The following is a 26,336-nucleotide window of genomic DNA, read 5'->3' on the forward strand; positions in this document are numbered from 1 at the left end:
GCTTCAATCCAGCTCGCGCTCGAGAATCGCCCTCAGTTTTTCACGATTCCTTGCTTGCAGATCCTTGCGAAGCGAGGCAAAACCCGCTGCATTGAAGCGTGCACCCAGATGGTCGAATATCAGGTTCAACTTTCTGGTGGGCTCGACCGGGTCGGTAATGCAGTAGGTGTAAAACAGGATCGCAACCGGAACCTGGTCCCCTTCATGGTCCATTTCGATGCTTAGATGTGAAGAGGCGTTCATTACGGTGAAAGTATGCGTACCTGCCGACTGCAGAGCGGCTTGAACATTTTCTTCAAGGCTCTTGAACCAAGGCCCTTTCTCGCGGGGCGGGGGTAGATAGCCACTGTACACATCGCTCAATGCAAGCAGGTGCGGCTCATACACAATGGTTTTATGTGTATGTTCGAACAAGGTGAATTTCAATGATTGCAAGGTGGCGAGAGCGACAGCGAACCATTGCTGAGGCTGGGTCTCCATCGAGTATTTTTCATTGGCCATCGCTTGTGAATAACGCAGGCATAGCTGCAAATCTTCCCATGTCTCGAGTGTCAGCCAGGGCGCAGGCTTGATTCTTAGCCGCTCCTCGAATATTCGGGTGTCCAGGCTTGTATCGCCCATGTGGCATTGCTCCTCGATGGATGCATATGACCAGAACCGGGTACCAGCGCGCTCTGGTACCCGGCCTCGCTAATCAGATAGCGAGAAACGCGGCGATGTCGCCTTTGATCTTCTCGTTCACAAGATCACGTGCAGCGTCGAAGTGACGAACGCTGAACGTGCCCTGCTGCGACGCGCGATAGACGCGGGTAGAGGTTTTGTCGACCTTGCGGGTCAGGGCGCCTTCACGCTCGACTTTCGAGTCGTAGCTGGCCTGGAAGCTGGTCATGTGCATCGCCGGCAGGCCTTGTGGCGTCATTTCGCACTGGGCGACCACGAAGTTGCTCGATTTGCCGGATTCGCTGTGGCTGTGCTTTTCCAGATGCGCCTTGACTTCCGGTTTCTGCACGACAATTTGCAGAACACGCCTGGCGCAGGCGGCGCGACGAGGGTCCGCAGAGACACTGATGGTGACGGACTTGGTGATCAGCTCTGCCAAGGTCAGGTTGTCCTCATCAATGGCATCTTCGGCATGTGCTGCACCCGTCATGGTCCAGCCGAACTTGATCAGGCCATCGTTGTAGAAGTTGTACCACTCGCGCTGCTGGGTTTCCTTGTCGAACTTCTTGTTGGCCAGTTCGGTCATCAAGCGCATGCCGGCCAGGATGTCTTCTGCAATGTTGGCAGGGACATTGTCAGCGAAGACGCAGATGGTCTGGCCGGTAGCGGCTACGCGCTCTTGACCCTCTTTGCGGATTTTTTCCATTTCAACTTTGATGTCAGCCACTTTGTAATTCCTTGATAGTTGTGAGTTCCAAGACACACATGGTGAGCACGTGGTCTGAGGGCACTATCGAGTAATTACGCAGGGGACATCAGCGGCATGTTGTTCCTCTGGAGTTGATCGTTCACTCGCGCGTACTGATCAATCTTCGGGTGCCAGCTCGTCACCGTTTTGCAGGCCCAGGCTGCGCAAGTACTCCGCTCGCTCATCGCTGTGCTGTGCAATGCAGCTGTTCCAGGCGATCTGGTAGGCCTTGCTGCCTGGTTGTTCAGCATGGGTTTCGACCTTGCAGTCTGCATCGCGCAGTTGGCTCCAGACTTGCTCGGCTGCCTCTAATCGCGACATCAGGCCGGCCTCGTCGCCAAACTGATCACGCATGCGCGCGACCAGGTCGTCGTAGGCCGACTGCAGCTCACGCTCGGCGATCTGCTTGTTGAATGCTGCGCAGGCGAAGGTCTGCTGGTCGGTCTCCACATTGTCGCAAGGTGTGCTTTCTTCCTCGCCGGCCTGGGCCCCGCTCACGATGGCCAGCAGCACCAGCCATGCCATTGATTTCATCCGCTTTCTCCTCAACAGGCTGTCGAATCGCAGGGATTCTCGCTCAGCCTGAGGCCAGGTGGTAGCTCCCTGACCAAATGTTCATGCAGCGGTCGCAAATGGCGTTATCGAGACTGCCTCTCATCGCCGAAAGACGCGCCAGACGTGCTCATGTCGCGCATTGACGCTTTCGGCAAACCCCCTGTCGTTTTTGCACCGGGGCGCCTCGGGGCACAGGCATATGCTGGCCTCAAAGCGCCGGCAGAAGGTTTGGCGCGACCCAACTCTATAAAAGGGGACAGCCTGATGAGCCCAGCCGAATTACACGCCGACAGCATCGTCATCGATGGCCTGATCATCGCCAAATGGAACCGCGAGCTGTTCGAAGACATGCGCAAAGGCGGTCTCACTGCGGCCAACTGCACGGTGTCGGTCTGGGAAGGGTTCAAGGCTACCGTCGACAACATCGCGTCCAGCCAGAAACTGATCCGCGACAACAGCGACCTGGTGATGCCGGTGCGCACCACCGCCGACATCCGCAAGGCCAAGGAGCTGGGCAAGACCGGCATCCTCTTCGGCTTCCAGAACGCCCATGCGTTCGAGGACCAGATCGCTTATGTGGACGTGTTCAAGCAGCTGGGCGTGGGCATCGTGCAGATGTGCTACAACACCCAGAACCTGGTTGGCACCGGCTGCTACGAGCGTGATGGCGGGCTGTCCGGCTTCGGCCGCGAGATCGTTGCCGAGATGAACCGTGTCGGCATCATGTGCGACCTGTCCCACGTCGGTTCCAAGACTTCCGAAGAAGTCATCCTCGAATCGAAAAAGCCGGTGTGCTACTCGCACTGCCTGCCCTCGGGCCTGAAAGAGCACCCGCGCAACAAGTCGGACGAAGAGCTGAAATTCATCGCCGATCACGGCGGTTTCGTTGGCGTCACCATGTTCGCGCCGTTCCTGGCCAAAGGCATTGACTCGACCATCGATGACTACGCCGAAGCCATCGAATACACCATGAATATCGTCGGTGAAGACGCCATCGGTATCGGTACCGACTTCACCCAGGGTCACGGCCAGGACTTCTTCGAATACCTGACCCATGACAAGGGCTACGCCCGCCGTCTGACCAACTTCGGCAAGATCATCAACCCACTGGGCATTCGCACTGTCGGCGAATTCCCCAACCTCACCGAGACCTTGCTCAAGCGCGGCCACTCCGAGCGTGTGGTACGCAAGATCATGGGCGAGAACTGGGTAAACGTCCTCAAGGATGTCTGGGGCGAGTAAGCCGCTCTCCAAGCCTGATAGCCCCTGCCAGCAACGCCGGGGCACCCACAAAAAATTTTTATGGAGTTGAGTTTCCATGGCCAAAATCGCCCCGCAATTGCCAATCGAAGTCGACAGCGAGACCGGTGTCTGGACCAGCGACGCCTTGCCGATGCTGTATGTGCCTCGGCATTTCTTCGTCAATAACCATATGGGCATCGAGGAAGTGCTGGGCGCCGACGCCTATGCCGAAATCCTCTACAAGGCTGGCTACAAGTCCGCTTGGCACTGGTGTGAAAAAGAGGCCGAGTGCCATGGCCTGGAAGGCGTAGCGGTGTTCGAGCACTACATGAAGCGTCTGAGCCAGCGTGGCTGGGGCCTGTTCGAGATCCAGGATATCGACCTGGATAAAGGTACCTGCAGCGTCAAGCTCAAGCACTCTGCATTCGTGTACGTCTATGGCAAGTGCGGCCGCAAGGTCGACTACATGTTCACCGGCTGGTTCGCTGGCGCGATGGACCAGATTCTCGCTGCCCGCGGCAGCAAGATCCGCACCGTGGCCGAGCAGGTCTATGGCGGGTCGGAAGAAGGCCACGAAGATGGCCTGTTCATTACAAAGCCGTTGTAAGCCGGAGATAGCGTCATGGCATTCGAAGCAATGTTCCAGCCGATCCAGATCGGCAAACTGACCATCCGCAACCGTGTGCTCAGCACTGCGCACGCCGAGGTCTACGCCACTGACGGCGGCATGACGACCGACCGCTATGTGAAGTACTACGAAGAGAAGGCCAAGGGCGGCATCGGCCTGGCCATCTGTGGCGGCTCGTCGGTGGTGGCCATCGACAGCCCGCAGGAGTGGTGGGCATCGGTCAACTTGTCGACCGACCGCATCATCCCGCACTTCCAGAATCTTGCCGACGCCATGCACAAGCATGGCGCCAAGATCATGATCCAGATTACCCACATGGGCCGTCGCTCGCGTTGGGACGGCTTCAACTGGCCGACGCTGATGTCGCCATCGGGCATTCGCGAACCTGTGCACCGCGCCACCTGCAAAACCATCGAGGTGGAGGAGATCTGGCGGGTAATCGGCAACTACGCGCAGGCTGCGCGTCGCGCCAAAGAGGGTGGCCTGGACGGCGTGGAATTGTCGGCGGTGCACCAGCACATGATCGACCAGTTCTGGAGCCCGCGGGTCAACAAGCGTACCGACGAATGGGGCGGCACCTTTGAAGGCCGCATGAAATTCGGCCTGGAAGTGCTGAAAGCCGTGCGTGCCGAAGTGGGTGACGACTTCTGCGTGGGCATGCGTATCTGTGGTGACGAGTTCCATCCCGATGGCCTCAGCCACGAAGACATGAAGCAGATCGCCGCCTACTACGACGCCACCGGCATGCTCGACTTCATCGGTGTGGTCGGTTCGGGTTGCGATACTCACAACACCCTGGCCAACGTCATCCCCAACATGAGCTACCCGCCGGAGCCGTTCCTGCACCTGGCGGCCGGTATCAAGGAAGTGGTCAAGGTCCCGGTGCTGCACGCGCAGAACATCAAAGACCCGAACCAGGCCACACGCATCCTTGAAGGCGGCTACGTGGACATGGTCGGCATGACCCGTGCGCACATGGCAGACCCGCACCTGATCGCCAAGATCAAGATGGGCCAGATCGACCAGATCAAGCAGTGTGTCGGTGCCAACTACTGCATCGACCGCCAGTACCAGGGCCTGGATGTGCTGTGCATCCAGAACGCCGCGACTTCCCGTGAATACATGGGTGTGCCGCACATCATCGAGAAGACCACTGGCGTCAAGCGCAAGGTGGTGGTGGTTGGCGCAGGCCCTGCCGGGATGGAAGCTGCCCGCGTGGCGGCTGAACGCGGCCACGACGTGACCCTGTTCGAGAAGAGGGACCAGATCGGCGGGCAGATCACCATCGCCGCCAAGGCACCGCAGCGTGACCAGATTGCCGGTATCACCCGCTGGTACCAGCTTGAACTGGCTCGTCTGAAAGTCGACTTGCGCCTGGGCACTGCCGCTGATGTGGCCGCCATTCAGGACCTGCGCCCGGACGTCATCGTGCTGGCGGTAGGTGGGCACTCGTTCCTGGAGCAGAACGAGCACTGGGGCGCTGCTGAAGGGCTGGTGGTCAGCAGCTGGGATGTGCTCGATGGCAAGGTAGCGCCGGGCAAGAACGTGCTGGTGTACGACACCATCTGCGAATTCACCGGTATGTCGGTAGCCGACTTCATCGCCGACAAAGGCAGCCAGGTCGAGATCGTCACCGACGACATCAAGCCAGGCGTGGCCATGGGTGGTACCACCTTCCCCACCTACTACCGCAGCATGTACCCCAAAGAAGTGATCATGACCGGCGACATGATGCTGGAAAAGGTCTACCGCGAAGGCGACAAGCTGGTGGCGGTACTGGAGAACGAATACACCGGCGCCAAGGAAGAGCGCGTGGTCGATCAGGTAGTGGTCGAGAACGGCGTGCGCCCTGACGAAGAGCTGTACTACGCGCTCAAGGAAGGTTCGCGCAACAAGGGCCAGATCGACGTGGAGGCGCTGTTCGCCATCAAGCCACAGCCGATCCTGAGCCAGCCGGGCGAAGGCTACCTGCTGTACCGCATCGGCGACTGCGTGGCCCAGCGCAACGTGCATGCGGCGATCTACGACGCCTTGCGCCTCTGCAAGGACTTCTGATCGTTAACAGTCGCCGCCATCGGGCGCGATCCCTGTAGGAGCGGGTTCACCCGCGAATGCGTCAGCACTGACAACACTGTTGCCTGACCGGATGCATTCGCGGGTGGACCCGCTCCTACATGGGGCCAGTCTCGCCCTCTGGTCGGCGCAAGAATCCAGCTGTTTGTGGGGAGTCTCCCATGTTGAACACCCTTCTACCCATTCTGCTGTTCGCTGCCCTTGGCCTGGCAGTGCTCGGTGCCTTGCGCCGGGTACGCATGTGGCGCCGTGGCCGGCCGTCCAAGGTCAACCTGATCGGCGGCCTGCTGGCCATGCCGCGCCGCTACCTGGTGGACCTGCACCACGTGGTTGAGCGCGACAAATACATGTCCAAGACCCACGTGGCCACTGCGGGCGGCTTTGTGCTGTCCGCTGCCCTGGCGATTCTGGTGCATGGTTTTGGCCTGCAGAGCAAGATCCTCGGCTATGCACTGCTGGTAGCCACGGTGATCATGTTCACCGGCGCCATCTTTGTCTTCAAACGCCGCCTCAACCCGCCCTCTCGCCTGTCCAAGGGCCCGTGGATGCGCCTGCCGAAGAGTTTGCTGGCGTTCGCCGTGAGCTTCTTCATTGCCACCCTGCCGGTCGCCGGTATCCTGCCGGCCAACACCGGTGGCTGGGTGATGGTCGCCATTCTGGGCCTGGGCGTGCTGTGGGGTGTATCGGAGCTGTTCTTTGGCATGACCTGGGGCGGCCCGATGAAGCACGCCTTCGCCGGTGCCTTGCACCTGGCCTGGCACCGCCGTGCCGATCGCTTCGGCGGCGGCCGCTCCACCGGCCTAAAGCCGCTGGATCTGGAAGACCCGAACGCCCCCCTGGGGGTGGAAAAACCGGTGGACTTCACCTGGAACCAGCTGCTGGGCTTCGATGCCTGCGTGCAGTGCGGTAAATGTGAAGCCATGTGCCCGGCCTTTGCCGCTGGCCAGCCGCTGAACCCGAAAAAACTCATTCAGGACATGGTCATCGGCCTTGCCGGTGGCACGGACGCGCAATTTGCCGGTAGCCCGTACCCTGGCAAACCGATCGGCGAACACGGCGGCAATCCGCATCAGCCGATCGTCAATGGCCTGGTCGACGCCGAAACGCTGTGGTCCTGCACCACCTGCCGTGCCTGCGTCGAGGAGTGCCCGATGATGATCGAGCACGTCGATGCCATCGTCGACATGCGCCGCCACCTCACCCTGGAAAAGGGCGCTACCCCGAACAAGGGCGCCGAGGTGCTGGACAACCTGATCGCTACCGACAACCCTGGCGGCTTCGCCCCCGGCGGGCGCATGAACTGGGCTGCCGACCTTAACCTGCAACTGCTGTCTGAAGTCAAAGCGACCGAAGTGTTGTTCTGGGTTGGCGATGGTGCCTTCGACATGCGTAACCAGCGCACTTTGCGTTCGTTTGTCAAAGTGTTGAAAGCCTCGGGCGTGGACTTCGCCGTACTCGGCCTGGAAGAGCGCGACAGCGGCGACGTGGCGCGCCGTCTGGGCGATGAGGCTACCTTCCAGCAACTGGCCAAACGCAACATCCAGACCCTGGCCAAGTACAAGTTCCAGCGCATCGTCACCTGCGATCCGCACAGCTTCCATGTGCTGAAGAACGAATACGGCGCCCTGGGCGGTGATTACCAGGTGCAGCACCACAGCACCTACATCGCCGAACTGATCGCGGCCAAGAAGCTCAACCTCGGCCAGCACAAGGGTGGTAGCGTCACCTACCACGATCCGTGCTACCTGGGCCGCTACAACGGCGAGTACGAAGCCCCGCGCGAAGTGCTCAAGGCGCTGGGTATCGAAGTGCGCGAGATGCAGCGCTCGGGCTTCCGTTCCCGTTGCTGCGGTGGTGGCGGCGGTGCGCCGATCACTGATATCCCTGGCAAGCAGCGTATTCCCGATATGCGCATGGACGACATCCGTGAAACCGAGGCCGAGCTGGTAGCTGTGGGTTGCCCGCAGTGCACTGCCATGCTTGAAGGCGTGGTCGAACCGCGCCCGCAGATCAAGGACTTGGCTGAACTGGTAGCCGACGTGCTGATCGAGGAGGACGGCTCCACTGTCCCAAAGCCGCAAACGGCTAAACGTGAACCTGCGGAGGTGCACTGATGAGCGACATTATCCGCCGCGATCCACGCGCCGAGTGGATCGCCCGTAACCGTCTGCACCCGCTGCATGCCGCGATGCAGACGCAGCAGACCAGCTGGATGGGGCCTAACGGCATCATCCGCAAGAATCCGCATGCGATTGCCGCGGGCTTTGTCGGCCCGGCCGGCATCAAGCGTATCGACCGCAGCGGCGCCCAGCAGGGCACCGGTGCGGGCGGGCGACGCACGGCGGCGGTCGAGGTCAAGTTGCCACTGCACCAGGTGCCGGAGCCGGCGTTCTACATTGCCGTCGTGCCGGACATGGTTGGTGGCCGCCTGAGCAGCCACGACCGCGACCTGCTCGGCCTGGCCCACAGCCTGGCCGGCAGCGACGGGGCGGTGCTGGCAGTGGTGTTCAACGAGCACAAGGAAAGCAACTTTTCCACAGCCGGTGTCGACCGCCTGCTGGTTATCGAAGGCGAGGCCTTTGAAGGTTATGCACCGGAGCAACTGGTGCAAGGCCTGCGGACTGTGGATAACCAGTTCACGCCGCGCCACTGGTTGCTGCCCGACAGCCGCACCGGTGGCGGTGAACTGGGTCGGCGCCTGGGCGCAGCGCTGGGCGAGCGCCCGGCAACGCGGGTATGGCAGGTCAAGGACGGCCAGTGCATCGGCCGCGCCGGTGCCGGCCAGCAAGACCTGCAACGCGCCGTGCCGCGCCTGATCCTGGCGGCAGCCGAGTGCGCCGAGCCGGTCAGCGAGACTCGTCACGAAGCGCTGCCGGTGGAGTTGTCCACAAGTGTGGTGCGCAGCCTGCCGCGCATCGAAGACCTTGGCTCGGTGGCCGTCGACCCGGCCACCATTGCCATGGCCGAAGCCGAGTTCATCGTCTCGGGCGGCAACGGTGTCAAGGACTGGGACCTGTACCACAAGGCCACTGCAGCCCTCGGCGCTACCGAAGGTGCCTCGCGGGTGGCAGTGGACGACGGCTTCATGCCGCGCAACCGCCAAGTGGGGGCCACCGGCACCTGGGTTACCGCGCGTGTCTACGTGGCTGTGGGTATCTCGGGCGCGATCCAGCACCTGCAGGGTATCGGTGCCTGCGACAAGGTGGTGGCGATCAACATGGATCCGGGCTGCGACATGATCAAACGGGCTGACCTGTCGGTGATTGGCGACAGCTCGGCGATTCTCAAGGCGTTGATCGAGGCTGTGGAAAACTTCCGCAGCGGCGGCCAGCGCGACGCGGCATAAGGGCACGAGCATGAGTACGAAAGTGATCAGCCTAGTTTCCATTGGTGCCCACCCCAGCTCCGGCCGCGCCCGCCGCGCCGAGCAGGATGCCCGCGCCGTGGAGCTGGGTTTGCAGCTGGCTGGGGATAACTTGCAGGTGGTGCATGCGGGCGATCCACAGGAAGAGGCCTTGCGCGCTTACCTGGGCATGGGCCTGGACCACCTCGACGTGCTGGAGCAACCGGCCGGTGCCGATGTGCTGGGCGTGCTGGGTGATTATCTGCGCGACGCCGGTGCCCAGCTGGTGCTGACCGGCAGCCAGGCCGAGACTGGCGAGGGTTCGGGTATGTTGCCGTTCCTGCTGGCCGAAAAGCTCGGCTGGCCGCTGATTGTCGGGTTGGCTGAGGTGGAGTCGATCGACAACGGCACCGCGCAGGTGTTGCAGGCTTTGCCGCGAGGTCAGCGGCGTCGGCTGAAGGTACGTCTGCCATTGCTGGCGACTGTGGATAACGCTGCGCCCAAGCCGCGCCAGAGCGCTTTTGGACCTGCGCGCCGGGGGGTATTGGCGGCGCGTAACGTGGCCATTGTCGAAGATGAGCTGTTGGCTGAAGCCGAGTTGCAACCGGCCCGCCCACGGCCCAAGCGCTTGAAGGTGATCAAGGCCAAGAGTGGCGCCGATCGCATGAAGGCGGCAACCGCCAAGGCCAGCGGCGGTGGTGGCAAGGTGCTGAAGGACGTTTCGCCGCAGGAAGGCGCTGAGGCCATCCTCAAGCTGCTGGTGGAAGAGGGTGTCCTGCGCTGAGCAGGGCTAGAGGTCTCTTTATGGGAGCGTCCCGGCAAGGCCGCTCCCTCATTCAATACTCAGCATTGACCGAGCGCTTTTGCCCACCAAAACTGTTCGCCAAGGTGTGGATAAAGTGTTTGTGCATGTCTACAGGCCTTTTGTGACGTGCTCTCCAGGTTTTTGATCAAAAAACGTTCAGGCACTCTTCCAGTCTTTGCATGCGTGTATCTCAGCATTTTCCTGATTTTGCCCACAATCCCTGTTGGCCGGTCTGTGGATAATCTGTTCGGTTACGGCTGCAGGCTGCGTAGTTAAAGGTGTTGATAGGTTTGTTCAAAAAATGATCAATCCCGTTTGAATCTTGCTCGATCCCTGATAATCAGCTCTTTGAACCGCTTATCCACAACCCGGTTCCACACAATTCATCGGTTGCTCACAAAGTCTGTTGGGATCGTGTCCCGGGAAGTGGTGTAACTGAACCAGCCGAAGGCGCCCTGCGGGCGAAAGAGGATGGTCATCGTGGTTCTTGGCTAACGTTGAGTTTGCGAAGACCAAACACTCACCAGAGAAACCACGATGACCAAGCCCACTATCGCATTGACCGAGTTGGTTGAGAAAGGGGCAGACGCTGATCTGCTCAAGCAAATGATCCAGTTCGTTGCCCAGCGCATGATGGAGTTCGACGTCGAAGGCCTGTGCGGCGCGGGCTTCGATGTCAAAAGCCCAGACCGGACAAATAGCCGTAATGGCTACCGCGATCGTCTTTGGCAAACCCGCGCAGGCGACGTCGACCTTAAGATTCCCAAGCTGCGCCAAGGCAGCTATTTCCCTGGTTTCCTTGAACCTCGACGCACCGCTGAGAAAGCCATGGCGGCAGTCATCCAGGAGGCCTACATCCAAGGCGTTTCAACACGCTCAGTGGACGAGCTGGTCAAAGCCATGGGCATGACCGGCATCTCCAAAAGCCAGGTCTCACGGCTAGCTGGTGAGATCGATGAGCGCGTTCACGCCTTCCTTGACCGCCCGCTGGAGGGCGACTGGCCCTATCTCTGGATCGATGCCACCTACGTCAAGGTGCGGGAGGCCGGACGCATCGTCTCGGTCGCCGTAATAATCGCCGTGGCCGTGAACACCGACGGTGGCCGCGAAGTCCTGGGCATGCGGGTTGGGCCGTCAGAGGCTGAGCCGTTCTGGACAGACTTCCTGCGCAGCCTCATGCGACGTGGCTTGCGGGGCGTGAAGCTGGTCATCTCCGACGCCCACGAAGGCCTGAAAGCAGCTGTATCCAAGGTCTTCAACGCGACTTGGCAGCGCTGCCGTGTGCATTTCATGCGTAATGCCATGGCCCACGTCGGCAAAGGTCAGCGCACCATGGTGGCGGCCCTACTGCGCACGGTCTTCGCCCAGGACAGCCGTGCCGAATGCCATCAGCAATGGCGTTTGGTCGCTGATCAGCTACGCGAAAAATACCCCAAGATCGCGACACTCATGGACGGCTGCGAGGATGAAGTGCTGGCTCACATGGCGTTTCCAAAAGCGCACCGACAGCAATTACACAGCACCAACCCACTGGAGCGGCTTAACGCGGAGATCAAACGCCGCACCGACGTCGTGGGCATCTTTCCCAACGATCCTGCAATCACACGGCTGGTAGGCGCGATGCTGCTGGAGCAGAACGACGAGTGGTGCCTGCAACGGCGTTACATGCAGTTGGAGGCCTTTGAGGCAGTCAGCGATAATCCACAGGCCAAGCTGTCGGCCGTGATCAACTAAACGGCAAACTCAGTGGCCAGAGCCATGATGAGTTACACCACTTCCTGGGACACGATCGTCTGTTGGTGTCTCTGTGGACAAGGTGTATGAACCCCGCTGTAGCCCAGTGCTAATGAGGGCTTGGCTAATATGATCAAATAATGATCAGCGCCCTGCCTGGCATTGTTGCCAGTCCGCAAAACTCCAGCCAGCCATAATCGTGTCCACAGGGCTTCATGTTTGTGCGTAACTCATGGCGTCAGTTTGCGACCCCCGTGCTTATAAGCCTTACGGCGTTATCACGCAGCTCTGGCTCCTGGGCTGGCTTTTTGTGGACAGTATCGGGATCCAGTAACTTCACGAGGCTTGGGGATGGCGTCGAATGGGCCGACCTTGGGGTACAACTTCCTGGGGCCTCCTACCGATCGTCTGGGGCTTAACACTGCGTGAATGAGTACATTCGGTTCACTCTTGAGCTTGGGAAGCGCTGCGGCGCAATTTGCAGGAGTGGAGGGTGCAATTTTGGGGGCGAACGCCGGGGCGATGATAAGCCTGACGGCACTGGCGCACGCGCTATCAACGCTGCACTTGGCCCAAGAAGCAGTCCTCTAAGTCAGGTCGGGAAAAATTTCGATTTATTGACAGGCGGAGTCCCGGCTGAGGTTGCTCCGGAAATTGCTTTGGAAGGCGTACAGAGCTCACTTCAGCGTGGTCTGCCGGTGCGGCAATCTGTAGTCAACCGTCCTGCTCATGAAGTGGGCCGAGCAAGTCCCTTAGAGAGGGCTTCGGATTCATGGGCTTTTCAGAACGATACGATGATGCTTAGACAAAGACGACCTTCGAGGTGAATTGGAGGGGCCATGTTTCAGCCCCTCCACACCTCAGTGCAGTCGCTTATTGCGCCTGCACTTCTTTCAGATAAGCCGCCGGCTCTGCTCCCAGGTTGTTCAGCATCCGCCCGCTGTACCAGTCAATGAAGTTCACCACACCAAACTCGTAAGTCTTCGAATACGGGCCAGGCTGGTACGCGGTGGAGTTGATTCCACGCTGGTTCTCTTCGGCCAGACGACGGTCCTGGTCGTTGGTGGCGTCCCACACCTTGCGCATGTTCTCTGGGTTGTAGTCCACGCCTTCCACGGCATCCTTGTGCACCAGCCACTTGGTGGTGACCATGGTTTCCTGGGCGCTGATCGGCCACACGGTGAACACGATCATGTGGTCGCCCATGCAGTGGTTCCACGAGTGCGGCAGGTGCAGGATGCGCATCGAGCCAAGGTCCGGGTTCTTGATGCGACCCATCAGCTTCTGGCAGGCCTGCTTGCCGTCCATGGTCATCGACACGGTGCCCTTGAGCAGCGGCATGCGCACGATACGGTTACGCAGGCCGTGGCTCTTGTGCAGGTAAGGGATCTTCTCGGCTTCCCAGGCTGCAGCGGAGGCGGCCACGTGGTCCTTGAATTCCTGGCTGGCGCGCGGGTCGTTGGTGTCGTCCCACTCCAGCAGGGTTTGCAGCAATTCCGGGTGCGAACCGTTGCAGTGGTAGCACTCGCGGTTGTTTTCCAGCACCAGCTTCCAGTTTGCCTTTTCCATCAAGGTGGTTTGCACCGCCACCTTGGTGTTCTCCATGTCGTACGGTTCCATGTAATGGTCCAGGGTGGCCAGGAACTCGTCGATGGCAGGCGGGTTTTCCGCCAGGCTGATGAAGATGTAGCCCCCGGCAACCTTCACGTTCACCGGCTTGAGGCCATACTGGTTCATATCGAAGTCAGCACCCATCTCGGTGCCGGCGAACAGCAGGCGGCCGTCCAGCTCGTAAGTCCACTGGTGATATGGGCACACCAGTTTGGCCACCTTGCCTTTCTCGCTGACGCACAGGCGCGAACCGCGGTGGCGGCAGACGTTGTGGAACGCATGTACCTTGCCTTCGGCACCGCGCACCACAATGATCGGGTTCTTGCCGATCTGCAGGGTGATGTAGTTGCCCTTGGCCGGGATCTCGCAGGTCATGCCGGCGATCAACCATTCTTTATGGAAGATTTCCTGCATGTCGATCTGGAACAGACGCTCGTCGGTGTAGAAAGGCTGGGGTAGCGAGTAGGTGCGCTCGCGGGTCTGCAACATCTCGGCGGTGGCCTTGCGTGCAGGTTCAAGTGGATCGCCCAGGCTCAGGGTTGCGGTGACGTCCATCGTGTATTCCTCGGGGCCGTATGCGGCCGGCAAAAGGTGGCTAATCGTTGTTGTGGTGCCGCAAGGCTGCTTCAGATAAAACAGCTAGTTCTTTTGCCGTGGAGTGTGCGTCCGAAGACGCCGCGAACCGTATCCATGGGCGACATGGCCGATTTGAATAACGACGCGCCAGCCCTTGTGCCACGGGGCTGGTCGCGATAAGCACGTCGATGTCGCAGGCAGGAATGTACGTCGTCTTCAGCTTGCGCATTATCGCAGCCATGAAAAGGGCCATAGTCGGCCGCTGGAGAAGAACATGTCCGATACCTTCCTCAATCCGGTCACTACCCAGACCTGGGCCAACGGCCGCCACATTGTGCGCTGCGTCAAGGTCATCCAGGAGACCTGGGACGTGCGCACCTTCTGCTTCATGGCCGACCAGCCGATCATGTTCTTCTTCAAGCCGGGGCAGTTCGTCACCCTGGAGCTGGAGATCGAAGGCAAGCCCGTGATGCGGTCCTACACTATCTCCAGTTCGCCGTCAGTGCCCTACAGCTTCTCGATCACCGTCAAGCGCGTGCCGGGCGGCCTGGTGTCCAACTTCCTGCACGACACCATGCACGAAGGCCTCGAGCTGCCGGTGCACGGCCCTGTGGGCCTGTTCAATGCCATCGACTTCCCGTCGGGCAAGGTGCTGTACCTGTCGGGCGGTGTGGGCATTACTCCGGTGATGTCCATGGCGCGCTGGTTCTACGACACCAACGCCAATGTCGACATGGTGTTCGTGCACAGCGCCCGTTCGCCGAAGGACATCATCTACCACCGCGAGCTGGAGCAGATGGCTTCGCGCATCCCCAACTTCAGCCTGCACATCATTTGCGAAAAGCATGGCCTGGGCGAGCCGTGGGCGGGGTACCGCGGTTACCTGAACCAGCGGCTGATGGAGCTGATCGCGCCGGACTACATGGAGCGCGTGGTGTTCTGCTGCGGCCCGACGCCGTACATGACAGCGGTCAAGCGCCTGCTCGAAGCGGTCGGTTTCGACATGGCGAATTACCATGAGGAATCGTTCGGCGCGACGCCGGCAGAAGCCAAGGCCGATGCCGTGGAGCACGCCGAGCAGGCGGCCGATGCACCGGAGCTGGATGCGTCCGACCTTAATCTGGTGGAGTTCATCGGTAGCGAAAAGAGCATCCGCATCGCCCCGGGCGAGACCGTGCACGCGGCGGCAGCCAAGGTTGGTCTGATGATTCCGAAAGCCTGCGGCATGGGTATCTGCGGCACCTGCAAGGTGCTCAAGCTGGGCGGCGAGGTGGAGATGGAGCACAACGGCGGGATTACCGAAGAAGACGAAGCCGAGGGCTACATCCTGTCGTGCTGCAGCGTGCCGAAAGGGGATGTGCGGATCGATTACTGATTCGAGATATCGGGGCTGCTTGCGCAGCCCTGTTCTATTGCAGGACTGGCATTTTTGCCAGTTTCAGAGTGCCTGGTGGCCGAGTAAGGTTGCCTGAAACCACTCTGGATGACTGTATGAACCAAAGCAATTCGCTTGCCGTGAGTATGTGCCGCTCAGCGCCATATGATCCCTACGGCGCGCAATTTGGCAATCATGCTTCTCTACTCGCATTCAATGGAGAGCTGCGCGACGCCCCCACTGGCAATTATCTGCTTGGCAATGGCAGAAGAGCATATAGCCCAACCTTGAGGCGATTTTTGTCTGCAGACCAACTAAGCCCGTTTTCCAAAGGTGGCATCAACGCTTATGCCTACTGCCTGGGAGACCCGCTCAACAGGCATGATCCAAGTGGAACGTCCAGCCTCTGGGTGCTGGCTAAACGAGTTGTATGGTTTGGATCGCGAATCAAAGCATTTTTTTCTGGCCGCGATCGGTTGAAGACGTTGGGCGAGGGCGCTACATGGTTGGCCGGCATCGGCGGCGCCATGGCCTCTTACGGAGTACCCGGTGCCAAAGAGTTGGCTGCTGTTGGCAGCGTCGTGAGGTTCAGCGTTAAAGTCGTTTCGGTCGGTAAGGCTCTGAAGAAGCATGTTGATCATTTGATCCCTGCCTCAGGACCTTATGTGATGGATCTGGCTGGTGCCGAATTTTCGCCGTTTGTTGGCCCATTTGCCGGTAATCCTCAAATTGACTCGCAAGCCAGTAAGTCGGTCGGACCGGTGGGGCTGCAAAGCGGCTTCAGTTCCTCAGCAATGCCCCCCCGCCCCATGCCCGTACCTCGGGCGAAGTTTGTGAGGTAGCTATCTTTTTCCTGACCGGCGGTTGACTCAGGTCGGAACAAGGTGCCGGTTATCCTGTCAATCTGCGGGTTCGACACCTTATGAATCCGATATTTAATGGCGATAGGGCGCACTTTTCTTTATCGTGTGTGCCCCTCGCAACAACCTGAGATAGACCCATGCTGGAAGCTTCCCTGAATCAAATCGAGCAACTGGTCAGCGACCTGATGCAGAAAAACGCTCAACTCATCGAGCAGAACACCGCCCTTGGCCAGGAACTGGCCCAGGCCAAGGAAGAGAACGAAACCCTGCAACTGTCGCTGATGGAGCAGGAAGAGAAGAACGGCGCTACCGCAGCACGCATCCAGGCCCTGGTCGAGCGTGCCAGCGCGGGCGTTGTTGGCGCATGAGACTGCAGGAGCAGCCGATCAATGTCGTGTCGATTCTCGGCATCGACTATTCGATCAAGGCGCCCGAAGGCCAGGAAGAAACCCTGGCCCAGGCGGTACGGATGCTCAACAAAGCCCTTAACGAGACCAAGCGTCAGTACCCGACCTTGATCGGTGACAAACTGCTGGTGCTGGCTGCCCTTAACCTGTGCTCCAAACAGGTTGAACTGCAGAAAGAGCATCAGCAGACCCTTGCGCGTACTCAAGCGCAGATCGACGCCACGGTGGATGCCATCGTGCGGACCATTGCAGAGCAATAAGACCGCACACTTTCCCCTCTAGGAGCGGGTTTACCCGCGAATGCGTCAGTGGCTTCAACATCGCGTTCGCGGGTAAATCCGCTCCTGCGGGGTGCATCTGATTGCTTCAGATCACTGGATTAACTGGATACGCAAGTGTATACACTTTCCGCAGAACAATAATGTGCGGGGAGTAGGGGCATGCGTATCTGGCGTAAGAGCATCCAGTTGCAATTGATCACCAGCATGGGCGCTGCCTTGCTGGCGAGCATCCTGGTGGTGGTCATTATCTTCACCGTGGCGCTCAACCGTCTCACCGACCGCTACCTGGTCGACACTGCCCTGCCCGCCAGCGTCGAGGCCATCCGCAACGACATCGAGCGCATGCTGGGGCAACCGTTGGTCGCTGCCGCGGACATTGCCGGTAATACTCTGCTGCGCGACTGGCTTGCTGCCGGTGAAGATCCCGCGCAGGCACCCCAATTCATCGAATACCTGGCCGCCGCCAAACAGCGCAACCACGCTTTTACTGCGCTGTTCGCCTCGACCGAAACCGGCCACTACTACAGCGAGAAGGGCCTGGACCGTACCCTCAGCCGCAGCAACCCCAAGGACAATTGGTTTTACGGTTACATCGACAGCGGCGCCGAGCGGTTCATCAACATCGACATCGATGGTGCCACCGGCGAGCTGGCACTGTTCATCGATTATCGTGTGGAAAAGGAAGGCAAGCTGGTGGGTGTGGCCGGCATGGGCCTGCGCATGACCGAGTTGTCGAAGCTGATCCACGATTTCAGCTTTGGCGAGCACGGCAAAGTGTTTCTGGTGCGCAACGATGGTTTGATCCAGGTGCATCCCGATGGTGCCTTCAGTGGCAAGCGCCAGCTTGCCGAGCAGCTTGGCGCGGACGCAGCCAAAGGTGTCATGACCGGAGGCGCGAGCCTGCGTAGCAGCCGCTTCAGCCGTGACGGTGAGCGCTACCTGGCGCTGGGCTTGCCCTTGCGCGACCTCAACTGGACCCTTGTGGCCGAAGTGCCAGAGTCGGAAATTTACGCGCAAATGCATCAGGCCGTCTGGCTGACCAGCCTGATCGGTGGCGCCGTAGCGTTGGTGTCACTGCTGTTGGTGGTACTGCTGGCGCGAGGCCTGGTGCGGCCGATCCGCCGCGTTACCGCTGCATTGGTTCAGATTGGCGGTGGAGCGGGGGATCTCAGCCACCGTCTGGACGATTCGCGCCAGGATGAGCTGGGTGACCTGGCCCGTGGTTTCAACCGCTTTCTGGACAGCCAGCGCAGCCTGATCGGCGAGGTGTTGAGTACCTCCGAGCGGCTGCGGCGGGCCGTGGAGCAGGTAACCCAGGTGGTGGACAACACTGCCGAGCGCTCCGGGCGCCAGCAGGAGATGACCGAAATGGTCGCCACTGCTGTACACGAGATGGGCCTGACCGTGCAGGACATCGCCCGTAATGCCGGCGATGCGGCCCAGGCGTCGCAGTCGGCACGAGACGAGGCGTTGCAGGCGCGCGAGGTGGTGCAACGATCCATTCGTGGCATCGAGGGCATGTCGGGTGACATCGGCAAGGCGGCCGATGCGGTCAGCCAACTGGCTGACGAAGTCGCCTCGGTCGATGAAGTGCTCGCGGTAATCCGCAGCATTTCCGAGCAGACCAACCTGCTCGCGCTGAACGCTGCCATCGAGGCCGCGCGGGCAGGGGAGATGGGGCGCGGGTTCGCTGTGGTGGCCGATGAAGTACGTACGCTGGCCCGGCGCACACAGCTGTCCACCGATGAAGTGCAGCAGATGATCCAGCGCCTGAAGCTGGGGGCAGGTTCGGCGGTGAGTTCAATGCAGGCAGGGCAGCAGGCTACCGGCAGCGGCGTGGAATCGAGCCAGCGCACCGGGGCATCGCTGAGCGCGATTACCGACCAGGTAGAGCACATCAGTGACATGAATCACCAAGTGGCCACGGCTACCGAGGAGCAGTCGGCGGTGACCGAGGAAATCAACCGGACGGTGCAGGGGATTTCCGATTTGGCGCGTGAGACGGCGGCGGAGGTGCAAGGGTGCCGCGAGGAGTGCCAGGCGTTGCGTGGGTTGGCTGATGACCTGGCGCGGCAGATGGGTGGGTTCAGGCTTTAGATCGCCGGGGCCGCAAGGCGGCCCCAGCACTCGCTCAGCCACCAATGATCGTGCGGATATCCGCGGCCAGCTCACGCACCCGCGCTTCTTCGGTATCCCACGAGCACATGAAGCGCGCGCCACCGCTGCCGATAAAGGTATAGAAGCGCCAGCCCTTGCCCCGCAGCGCCTCGATGGCGTGCTCCGGCATCTGCAGGAACACCCCGTTGGCCTCCACCGGGAACATCAGCTCTACCCCCGGCAGGCCACTGACCAACGATGCCAGCAGCTGCGCGCAATGATTGGCGTGGTTTCCATGGCGTAACCAGGCGCCATCTTCCAGCAGCCCGACCCATGGCGCCGACAAGAAGCGCATTTTCGACGCCAGTTGCCCGGCTTGCTTGCAGCGATAATCGAAGTCTTCGGCCAACTGGCGGTTGAAGAACAGAATCGCCTCGCCCACCGCCATGCCGTTCTTGGTGCCGCCAAAGCACAGCACATCCACACCGGCCTTCCAGGTCAGTTCGGCCGGGCTGCAGCCCAGGAAAGCACAGGCGTTGGTAAAGCGTGCGCCGTCCATGTGCAGGTTCAGGCCCAGCTCCTTGCAGGTGGCGCTGATCGCCTTCAGCTCGTCTGGGCGGTACACCGTGCCCACTTCCGTGGCCTGGGTAATGGTCACCACGCGCGGCTTGGGGTAATGGATATCCTGGCGTTTGAGCGCCACTTCGCGGATCGACTGTGGCGTCAGCTTGCCGTTGACGCTGGCCGCTGTCAGCAGCTTGGAGCCGTTGGAGAAAAACTCCGGCGCACCGCATTCGTCGGTTTCGACGTGGGCGGTCTCGGAGCAGATCACGCTGTGGTAGCTCTGGCACAGCGACGCCAGGGCCAGGGAGTTGGCCGCGGTACCGTTGAAAGCGAAGAACACTTCGCAGTCGGTTTCGAACAGATTGCGGAAGTACTCCGATGCACGCTCGGTCCACTGGTCGTCGCCGTAGGCGCGGTCGTGGCCGCGGTTGGCTTTTTCCATCGCCGCCCAGGCTTCGGGGCAGATGCCGGAATAGTTGTCGCTGGCGAATTGTTGGCTCTTGTCTGTCATGGCACGGTCCTGTGAACGACGCAGAACAGCACTCTAAACCATCGATTCAGCACTTGCCTATACAACCCGTGCATCGGCTGATTTCTGTGTTGTCCGGGCTGGCCCTTTCGCGGGTGAACCCGCTCCCACAGGGCGCCGCAAGCCTTCAGAGCGCGACCGTACCTGTGGGAGCGGGTTCACCCGCGAAAGGGCCAGCACAAACAGCACAACAGCGAATGTCGTAAACGCGCCATTGCAAGGCGTGCGCAGGCATCTGACCCGACCCCACCAGTCATAACATCGCCACAAAGGGCCACAGTGCCCCACGACAAAAAATGATCGCTGCCGGGAGATACACAATGTTCAGCAAGCAAGACCAGATCCAGGGTTACGACGATGCACTGCTGGCGGCGATGAATGCCGAAGAACAGCGCCAGGAAGATCACATCGAGCTGATCGCCTCGGAGAACTACACCAGCAAGCGCGTCATGCAGGCCCAAGGCAGCGGCCTGACCAACAAGTACGCCGAAGGCTACCCGGGCAAGCGTTACTACGGTGGCTGCGAGCACGTAGACAAGGTAGAGGCCCTGGCTATCGAGCGCGCCAAGCAGCTGTTCGGTGCCGACTACGCAAACGTCCAGCCGCACTCCGGCTCGTCGGCCAACGGCGCGGTCTACCTGGCCCTGCTGCAAGCCGGTGACACCATCCTGGGCATGAGCCTGGCCCACGGTGGTCACCTGACCCACGGCGCCAAAGTGTCCTCCTCGGGCAAACTGTACAACGCTGTCCAGTACGGCATCGACACCAACACCGGCCTGATCGACTATGATGAAGTCGAGCGCCTGGCGGTCGAGCACAAGCCGAAAATGATCGTTGCCGGTTTCTCGGCCTACTCCAAGACCCTCGACTTCCCACGCTTCCGCGCCATCGCCGACAAAGTGGGCGCACTGCTGTTCGTCGACATGGCCCACGTTGCCGGCCTGGTTGCCGCTGGCCTGTACCCGAACCCGATCCCGTTCGCCGACGTGGTCACCACCACTACCCACAAGACCCTGCGCGGTCCACGTGGCGGCCTGATCCTGGCCAAGTCGAACGAAGAGATCGAGAAAAAGCTGAACGCCGCTGTATTCCCGGGCGCCCAGGGTGGCCCGCTGATGCACGTGATCGCTGCCAAGGCGGTGTGCTTCAAGGAAGCGCTGGAGCCTGAATTCAAGGCCTACCAGCAGCAAGTGATCGAAAACGCCCAGGCCATGGCCAAGGTGTTCATCGACCGTGGCTACGATGTGGTTTCCGGTGGTACCGACAACCACCTGTTCCTGGTCAGCCTGATCCGTCAGGGCCTGACTGGCAAAGATGCCGACGCCGCCCTGGGTCGTGCGCATATCACCGTCAACAAGAACGCCGTGCCGAACGACCCGCAGTCGCCGTTCGTCACTTCGGGTCTGCGTATCGGCACCCCGGCCGTCACCACCCGCGGCTTCAAGGTCGCTCAGTGTGTGGCATTGGCTGGCTGGATTTGCGACATCCTCGACAACCTCGGTGACGCAGACGTCGAAGCCGATGTGGCGAAGAACGTCGCGGCCCTGTGCGCAGATTTCCCTGTCTACCGCTGAGTGGAGTCACACACCATGCAACGTTACTCGGGCTTCGGCCTTTTCAAGCACTCCCTCAGCCACCACGAAAACTGGCAGCGGATGTGGCGCACGCCAACCCCTAAAAAGGTTTACGACGTGGTTATTGTCGGTGGTGGCGGCCATGGCCTGGCCACGGCCTACTACCTGGCCAAAGAGCACGGCATCACCAACGTTGCCGTGATCGAGAAGGGCTACCTGGGCGGCGGCAACACCGCCCGTAACACCACCATCGTGCGTTCCAACTACCTGTGGGACGAGTCGGCGCACCTGTACGAGCACGCCATGAAGCTGTGGGAGGGCCTGTCCCAGGACCTCAACTACAACGTGATGTTCTCCCAGCGCGGTGTTTACAACCTGTGTCACACCCTGCAGGACATGCGTGACTCCGAGCGTCGGGTCAGCGCCAACCGCCTCAACGGCGTGGATGGCGAGCTGCTGAATACTGCCCAGGTTGCGGCCGAAATCCCGTACCTGGACTGCTCCAAGAACACCCGCTACCCGATCCTCGGCGCCACCGTACAGCGCCGTGGCGGCGTTGCCCGTCACGATGCCGTGGCCTGGGGCTTCGCCCGCGCTGCCGACGCCTTGGGTGTCGACCTGATCCAGCAAACCGAAGTGATCGGCTTCCGCAAGGAAAACGGCGCGGTCATCGGTGTGGAAACCAACAAAGGCTTCATCGGCGCCAAGCGCGTCGGCGTGGTCACCGCCGGTAACTCCGGGCACATGGCCAAGCTGGCCGGCTTCCGCCTGCCGCTGGAATCGCACCCGCTCCAAGCGCTGGTATCCGAGCCGATCAAGCCGATCATCGACAGCGTGATCATGTCCAACGCCGTGCACGGCTACATCAGCCAGTCCGACAAAGGCGACCTGGTGATCGGTGCCGGTATCGACGGCTGGGTCGGCTACGGCCAGCGCGGTTCGTACCCGGTGATCGAGCACACCCTGCAGGCCATCGTCGAGATGTTCCCCAACCTTTCGCGTGTTCGCATGAACCGCCAGTGGGGCGGCATCGTAGACACCTCGCCGGACGCCTGCCCGATCATCACCAAAACCCCGGTCAAGAACATGTTCTTCAACTGCGGTTGGGGTACTGGCGGCTTCAAGGCGACCCCCGGTTCGGGCAACGTCTTCGCCGCGAGCCTGGCCAAGGGCGAAATGCACCCACTGGCCGCGCCGTTCTCCATGGACCGTTTCTACAACGGCGCACTGATCGACGAACACGGCGCCGCCGCCGTCGCCCACTAACCGGAGACACCGTCATGTTGCATATTTTCTGTCCCCACTGCGGCGAGCTGCGCTCCGAAGAAGAGTTCCACGCCTCTGGCCAGGCACACATCGCCCGCCCGCTGGACCCTAACGCCTGCTCCGACGAGGAGTGGGGTACCTACATGTTCTACCGTGACAACCCACGCGGTATTCACCATGAACTGTGGGACCACGTTGCCGGCTGCCGCCAGTACTTCAACGTCACCCGTGACACCGTGACCTACGAAATTCTGGAAACCTACAAGATTGGCGAGAAGCCGCAAGTGACCGCCAATGGCAAAGCCGCCAGCGCCACGTCGACCGTCAAAGGCCAAGGGGAAAAAGTATGAGCCAGACCTATCGCCTCGCCAGCGGCGGCCGTATCGACCGCAGCAAGGTCCTGAACTTCACCTTCAACGGCAAGACCTACCAGGGTTATGCCGGTGACAGCCTGGCCGCCGCGTTGCTGGCCAACGGCGTCGACATTGTCGGCCGTAGCTTCAAGTACTCGCGCCCGCGCGGCATCATCGCCGCCGGTACCGAAGAGCCGAACGCCATCCTGCAGATCGGCTCCAGCGAAGCTACCCAGATCCCCAACGTGCGTGCCACCCAGCAGGCGCTGTACGCAGGTCTTGTCGCCACCAGCACCAACGGCTGGCCGAACGTCAACAACGACGTCATGGGCATCCTCGGCAAGGTTGGCGGCAGCATGATGCCGCCGGGCTTCTACTACAAAACCTTCATGTACCCCAAATCGTTCTGGATGACTTACGAGAAGTACATCCGTAAAGCCGCCGGCCTGGGCCGTGCACCGCTGCAGAACGATCCTGACAGCTACGACTACATGAACCGGCACTGCGACGTGCTGATCGTCGGCGCCGGCCCTGCTGGCCTGGCTGCGGCATTGGCCGCTGCGCGCAGCGGTGCCCGCGTGATCCTGGCTGACGAGCAGGAAGAGTTCGGCGGCAGCCTGCTCGACACCCGCGAAACCCTCGACGGCAAGCCTGCCGCCGACTGGGTCAACGCAGTGGTCAAAGAGCTGGAAAGCCTGCCAGAAGTGACCCTGCTGCCACGTGCCACGGTCAACGGCTACCACGACCATAACTTCCTGACCATTCACGAGCGCCTCACCGACCACCTCGGCGATCGCGCCCCGATCGGCCAGGTTCGCCACCGCGTGCACCGCGTTCGCGCCAAGCGTGTGGTACTGGCTGCCGGCGCCCACGAGCGCCCGCTGGTGTACGGCAACAACGACGTGCCGGGCAACATGCTGGCCGGTGCTGTTTCCACCTATGTTCGCCGCTATGGCGTGGCCCCGGGTCGCAAGCTGGTACTGTCGACCAACAACGACCACGCCTATCGCGCCGCGCTGGACTGGCACGACGCAGGCCTGCAAGTGGTCGCCATTGCCGACGCCCGCCACAACCCACGTGGTTCGCTGGTTGAAGAAGCGCGTGCCAAAGGCATTCGCATCCTCACCTCCAGCGCCGTGGTCGAGGCCAAAGGCAGCAAGCACGTCACCGGTGCCCGTGTGGCGGCCATCGATGTGCAGGCGCACAAAGTCACCAGCCCAGGCGAAGTCCTCGAGTGCGACCTGATCGCGTCCTCGGGCGGTTACAGCCCGATCGTGCACCTGGCTTCGCACCTGGGCGGTCGCCCGGTATGGCGTGACGATATCCTTGGCTTTGTGCCGGGCGATGCGCCGCAGAAGCGTGAGTGCGTCGGTGGTATCAACGGCGTGTATGCCTTGGGCGATGTGATTGCCGATGGCTTCGAAGGCGGCGTCCGCGCAGCCACTGAGGCCGGTTTCAAGGCCACTGTCGGCACCCTGCCAAAAACCGTGGCGCGCAAGGAAGAGGCCACTGTGGCACTGTTCCTGGTGCCGCACGACAAAGGCACCAAGGGGCCGAAGCAGTTCGTCGACCAGCAGAACGACGTGACCGCAGCCGGTATCGAACTGGCCACCCGTGAAGGCTTCGAGTCGGTCGAGCACGTCAAGCGCTACACCGCGCTGGGCTTCGGTACCGACCAGGGCAAACTGGGCAACATCAACGGCCTGGCCATCGCCGCCCGTTCGATCGGCATCACCATCCCGGAAATGGGTACCACCATGTTCCGCCCCAACTACACGCCGGTCACTTTCGGCGCGGTAGCGGGCCGTCACTGTGGTCACCTGTTCGAGCCCGTGCGCTTCACTGCCCTGCATGCCTGGCACGTGAAGAACGGCGCCGAGTTCGAAGACGTCGGCCAGTGGAAGCGCCCGTGGTACTTCCCGAAAGCCGGCGAAGACATCCATGCTGCCGTCACGCGTGAATGCAAGGCAGTGCGCGACAGCGTCGGCCTGCTGGACGCCTCGACCCTGGGCAAGATCGACATCCAGGGCCCGGACGCGCGCGAATTCCTCAACCGCATCTACACCAACGCCTGGACCAAGCTCGACGTGGGCAAGGCCCGCTACGGCCTGATGTGCAAGGAAGACGGCATGGTCTTCGACGACGGCGTAACCGCCTGCGTCGGCGACAACCACTTCATCATGACCACCACCACCGGCGGCGCTGCCCGCGTGCTGCAGTGGATGGAGCTGTATCACCAGACCGAGTGGCCAGAGCTGAAGGTGTATTTCACTTCGGTCACTGACCACTGGGCCACCATGACCCTGTCCGGCCCTAACAGCCGCAAGCTGCTGAGCGAGCTGACCGACATCGACATGGACAAGGAAGCCTTCCCGTTCATGACCTGGAAGGAAGGCAACGTCGGTGGCGTGCCGGCCCGTGTGTTCCGTATCTCGTTCACCGGCGAGCTGTCGTACGAAGTGAACGTGCAGGCCAACTACGCGATGGGCGTGCTGGAACAGATCATCGAGGCCGGCAAGAAGTACAACCTGACCCCGTACGGCACCGAGACCATGCACGTACTGCGTGCAGAGAAGGGCTTCATCATCGTGGGCCAGGACACCGATGGTTCGATGAACCCGGACGACCTGAACATGAGCTGGTGCGTTGGCCGCAACAAGCCGTTCTCGTGGATCGGCCTGCGTGGCATGAACCGCGAAGACTGCGTACGTGAGAACCGCAAGCAGCTGGTGGGCCTGAAGCCGGTCGACCCAACCAAGTGGCTGCCGGAAGGCGCCCAACTGGTGTTCGACCCGAAACAGCCAATCCCGATGGACATGGTCGGCCACGTCACCTCCAGCTACGCGTCCAACTCCCTGGGCTACTCGTTCGCCATGGGTGTGGTCAAAGGCGGCCTCAAGCGCATGGGCGAGCGTGTCTACTCGCCGCAGGCGGATGGCAGCGTGATCGAGGCGGAAATCGTGTCTTCGGTGTTCTTCGATCCGAAGGGTGAGCGGCAGAACGTCTAAGGCCCCCGGTCCAACCGGTGTCAGGCGTGGAATGAGGTCTCTGT

Annotated in this window: 20 protein-coding genes and 1 pseudogene; 16 read left to right on the plus strand and 5 right to left on the minus strand. The window is 61.0% G+C overall.

Features of this window, described 5'->3' with window-relative positions; genetic code table 11:
• Positions 1–3: 3 nt before the first annotated feature.
• The 3 genes from QCL51_RS01320 to QCL51_RS01330 all read right to left on the minus strand — a co-directional run bounded on the left by QCL51_RS01320 (position 4) and on the right by QCL51_RS01330 (position 1,942).
• A complete protein-coding gene (locus QCL51_RS01320; protein WP_021782646.1) occupies positions 4–621 on the minus strand; it encodes a hypothetical protein in 618 nt (205 codons plus the stop codon).
• A gap of 73 nt (positions 622–694) precedes the next feature.
• Entirely contained in the window at positions 695–1,387 is a 693-nt protein-coding gene (locus QCL51_RS01325; protein WP_003255705.1) for a hypothetical protein, read from the minus strand.
• A 138-nt stretch (positions 1,388–1,525) separates the two neighbouring features.
• Positions 1,526–1,942: a lysozyme inhibitor LprI family protein gene (locus QCL51_RS01330; RefSeq protein ID WP_021782647.1), complete on the minus strand. Its 417-nt coding sequence runs from the start codon at positions 1,940–1,942 to the stop codon at positions 1,526–1,528.
• A 285-nt stretch (positions 1,943–2,227) separates the two neighbouring features.
• On the opposite strand from QCL51_RS01330, the gene QCL51_RS01335 reads away from it, so the two are divergent.
• From QCL51_RS01335 to QCL51_RS01365, 7 genes are all read left to right on the plus strand, one after another.
• Positions 2,228–3,205, plus strand: coding sequence for a dipeptidase (locus tag QCL51_RS01335; protein WP_003255700.1), 978 nt, complete (start codon positions 2,228–2,230; stop codon positions 3,203–3,205).
• A gap of 76 nt (positions 3,206–3,281) precedes the next feature.
• Entirely contained in the window at positions 3,282–3,812 is a 531-nt protein-coding gene (locus QCL51_RS01340; RefSeq protein WP_021782648.1) for a DUF5943 domain-containing protein, read from the plus strand.
• A gap of 15 nt (positions 3,813–3,827) precedes the next feature.
• On the plus strand, positions 3,828–5,888 hold the full coding sequence (gene dgcA / locus QCL51_RS01345) for a dimethylglycine demethylation protein DgcA (RefSeq protein WP_003255697.1): 2,061 nt from the start codon (positions 3,828–3,830) through the stop codon (positions 5,886–5,888).
• A 179-nt stretch (positions 5,889–6,067) separates the two neighbouring features.
• Complete coding sequence (gene dgcB / locus QCL51_RS01350; RefSeq protein ID WP_021782649.1) at positions 6,068–8,020, plus strand: dimethylglycine demethylation protein DgcB; 1,953 nt, start codon at positions 6,068–6,070, stop codon at positions 8,018–8,020.
• Positions 8,020–9,252, plus strand: coding sequence for an electron transfer flavoprotein subunit alpha/FixB family protein (locus QCL51_RS01355; RefSeq protein ID WP_021782650.1), 1,233 nt, complete (start codon positions 8,020–8,022; stop codon positions 9,250–9,252). The genes dgcB and QCL51_RS01355 overlap by 1 nt, the downstream gene beginning before the upstream one ends.
• A gap of 10 nt (positions 9,253–9,262) precedes the next feature.
• Complete coding sequence (locus QCL51_RS01360) at positions 9,263–10,033, plus strand: electron transfer flavoprotein subunit beta (protein ID WP_003255694.1); 771 nt, start codon at positions 9,263–9,265, stop codon at positions 10,031–10,033.
• A gap of 558 nt (positions 10,034–10,591) precedes the next feature.
• The gene (locus QCL51_RS01365; protein WP_016391483.1) at positions 10,592–11,788 is read left to right on the plus strand and encodes an IS256 family transposase; all 1,197 of its coding nucleotides are present in this window, start codon (positions 10,592–10,594) and stop codon (positions 11,786–11,788) included.
• A gap of 873 nt (positions 11,789–12,661) precedes the next feature.
• On the opposite strand, the gene gbcA is transcribed toward QCL51_RS01365, so the two are convergent.
• Positions 12,662–13,954 carry a glycine-betaine demethylase subunit GbcA gene (gene gbcA / locus QCL51_RS01370; protein WP_021782651.1) on the minus strand — a complete coding sequence of 431 codons (1,293 nt, stop codon included), beginning with the start codon at positions 13,952–13,954 and terminating at the stop codon, positions 12,662–12,664.
• Between the two features lie 295 nt (positions 13,955–14,249).
• Here gbcA and gbcB point away from each other — a divergent pair, with 295 nt between their 5' ends.
• The 5 genes and pseudogenes from gbcB to mcpH all read left to right on the plus strand — a co-directional run bounded on the left by gbcB (position 14,250) and on the right by mcpH (position 18,998).
• Positions 14,250–15,350: a glycine-betaine demethylase subunit GbcB gene (gbcB, locus tag QCL51_RS01375; RefSeq protein WP_021782652.1), complete on the plus strand. Its 1,101-nt coding sequence runs from the start codon at positions 14,250–14,252 to the stop codon at positions 15,348–15,350.
• 146 nt (positions 15,351–15,496) lie between these two features.
• Positions 15,497–15,745 (plus strand): annotated as a pseudogene (locus QCL51_RS01380) (RHS repeat-associated core domain-containing protein); the annotation flags it as partial.
• A 605-nt stretch (positions 15,746–16,350) separates the two neighbouring features.
• Positions 16,351–16,581 carry a hypothetical protein gene (locus QCL51_RS01385; RefSeq protein WP_003255686.1) on the plus strand — a complete coding sequence of 77 codons (231 nt, stop codon included), beginning with the start codon at positions 16,351–16,353 and terminating at the stop codon, positions 16,579–16,581.
• Entirely contained in the window at positions 16,578–16,880 is a 303-nt protein-coding gene (locus QCL51_RS01390) for a cell division protein ZapA (protein ID WP_003255684.1), read from the plus strand. The genes QCL51_RS01385 and QCL51_RS01390 overlap by 4 nt, the downstream gene beginning before the upstream one ends.
• A gap of 180 nt (positions 16,881–17,060) precedes the next feature.
• Positions 17,061–18,998, plus strand: a complete 1,938-nt coding sequence (mcpH, locus tag QCL51_RS01395) for a methyl-accepting chemotaxis protein McpH (protein ID WP_021782653.1) — start codon at positions 17,061–17,063, stop codon at positions 18,996–18,998.
• 34 nt (positions 18,999–19,032) lie between these two features.
• Here mcpH and QCL51_RS01400 read toward each other — a convergent pair whose 3' ends face one another.
• Positions 19,033–20,073 carry a low specificity L-threonine aldolase gene (locus tag QCL51_RS01400; protein WP_021782654.1) on the minus strand — a complete coding sequence of 347 codons (1,041 nt, stop codon included), beginning with the start codon at positions 20,071–20,073 and terminating at the stop codon, positions 19,033–19,035.
• 338 nt (positions 20,074–20,411) lie between these two features.
• On the opposite strand from QCL51_RS01400, the gene QCL51_RS01405 reads away from it, so the two are divergent.
• From QCL51_RS01405 to QCL51_RS01420, 4 genes are read left to right on the plus strand one after another with little or no spacing between them, the layout of a single operon-like run.
• Entirely contained in the window at positions 20,412–21,665 is a 1,254-nt protein-coding gene (locus QCL51_RS01405) for a serine hydroxymethyltransferase (protein WP_021782655.1), read from the plus strand.
• A gap of 15 nt (positions 21,666–21,680) precedes the next feature.
• On the plus strand, positions 21,681–22,931 hold the full coding sequence (locus QCL51_RS01410; RefSeq protein ID WP_003255680.1) for a sarcosine oxidase subunit beta family protein: 1,251 nt from the start codon (positions 21,681–21,683) through the stop codon (positions 22,929–22,931).
• A gap of 14 nt (positions 22,932–22,945) precedes the next feature.
• Positions 22,946–23,281 carry a sarcosine oxidase subunit delta gene (locus tag QCL51_RS01415; protein ID WP_003255679.1) on the plus strand — a complete coding sequence of 112 codons (336 nt, stop codon included), beginning with the start codon at positions 22,946–22,948 and terminating at the stop codon, positions 23,279–23,281.
• On the plus strand, positions 23,278–26,292 hold the full coding sequence (locus tag QCL51_RS01420; protein ID WP_021782656.1) for a sarcosine oxidase subunit alpha: 3,015 nt from the start codon (positions 23,278–23,280) through the stop codon (positions 26,290–26,292). The genes QCL51_RS01415 and QCL51_RS01420 overlap by 4 nt, the downstream gene beginning before the upstream one ends.
• Positions 26,293–26,336 lie beyond the last annotated feature (44 nt).

The organism is Pseudomonas sp. LTR0, from assembly GCF_036630035.1.
GTDB lineage: Bacteria > Pseudomonadota > Gammaproteobacteria > Pseudomonadales > Pseudomonadaceae > Aquipseudomonas > Aquipseudomonas putida_Y.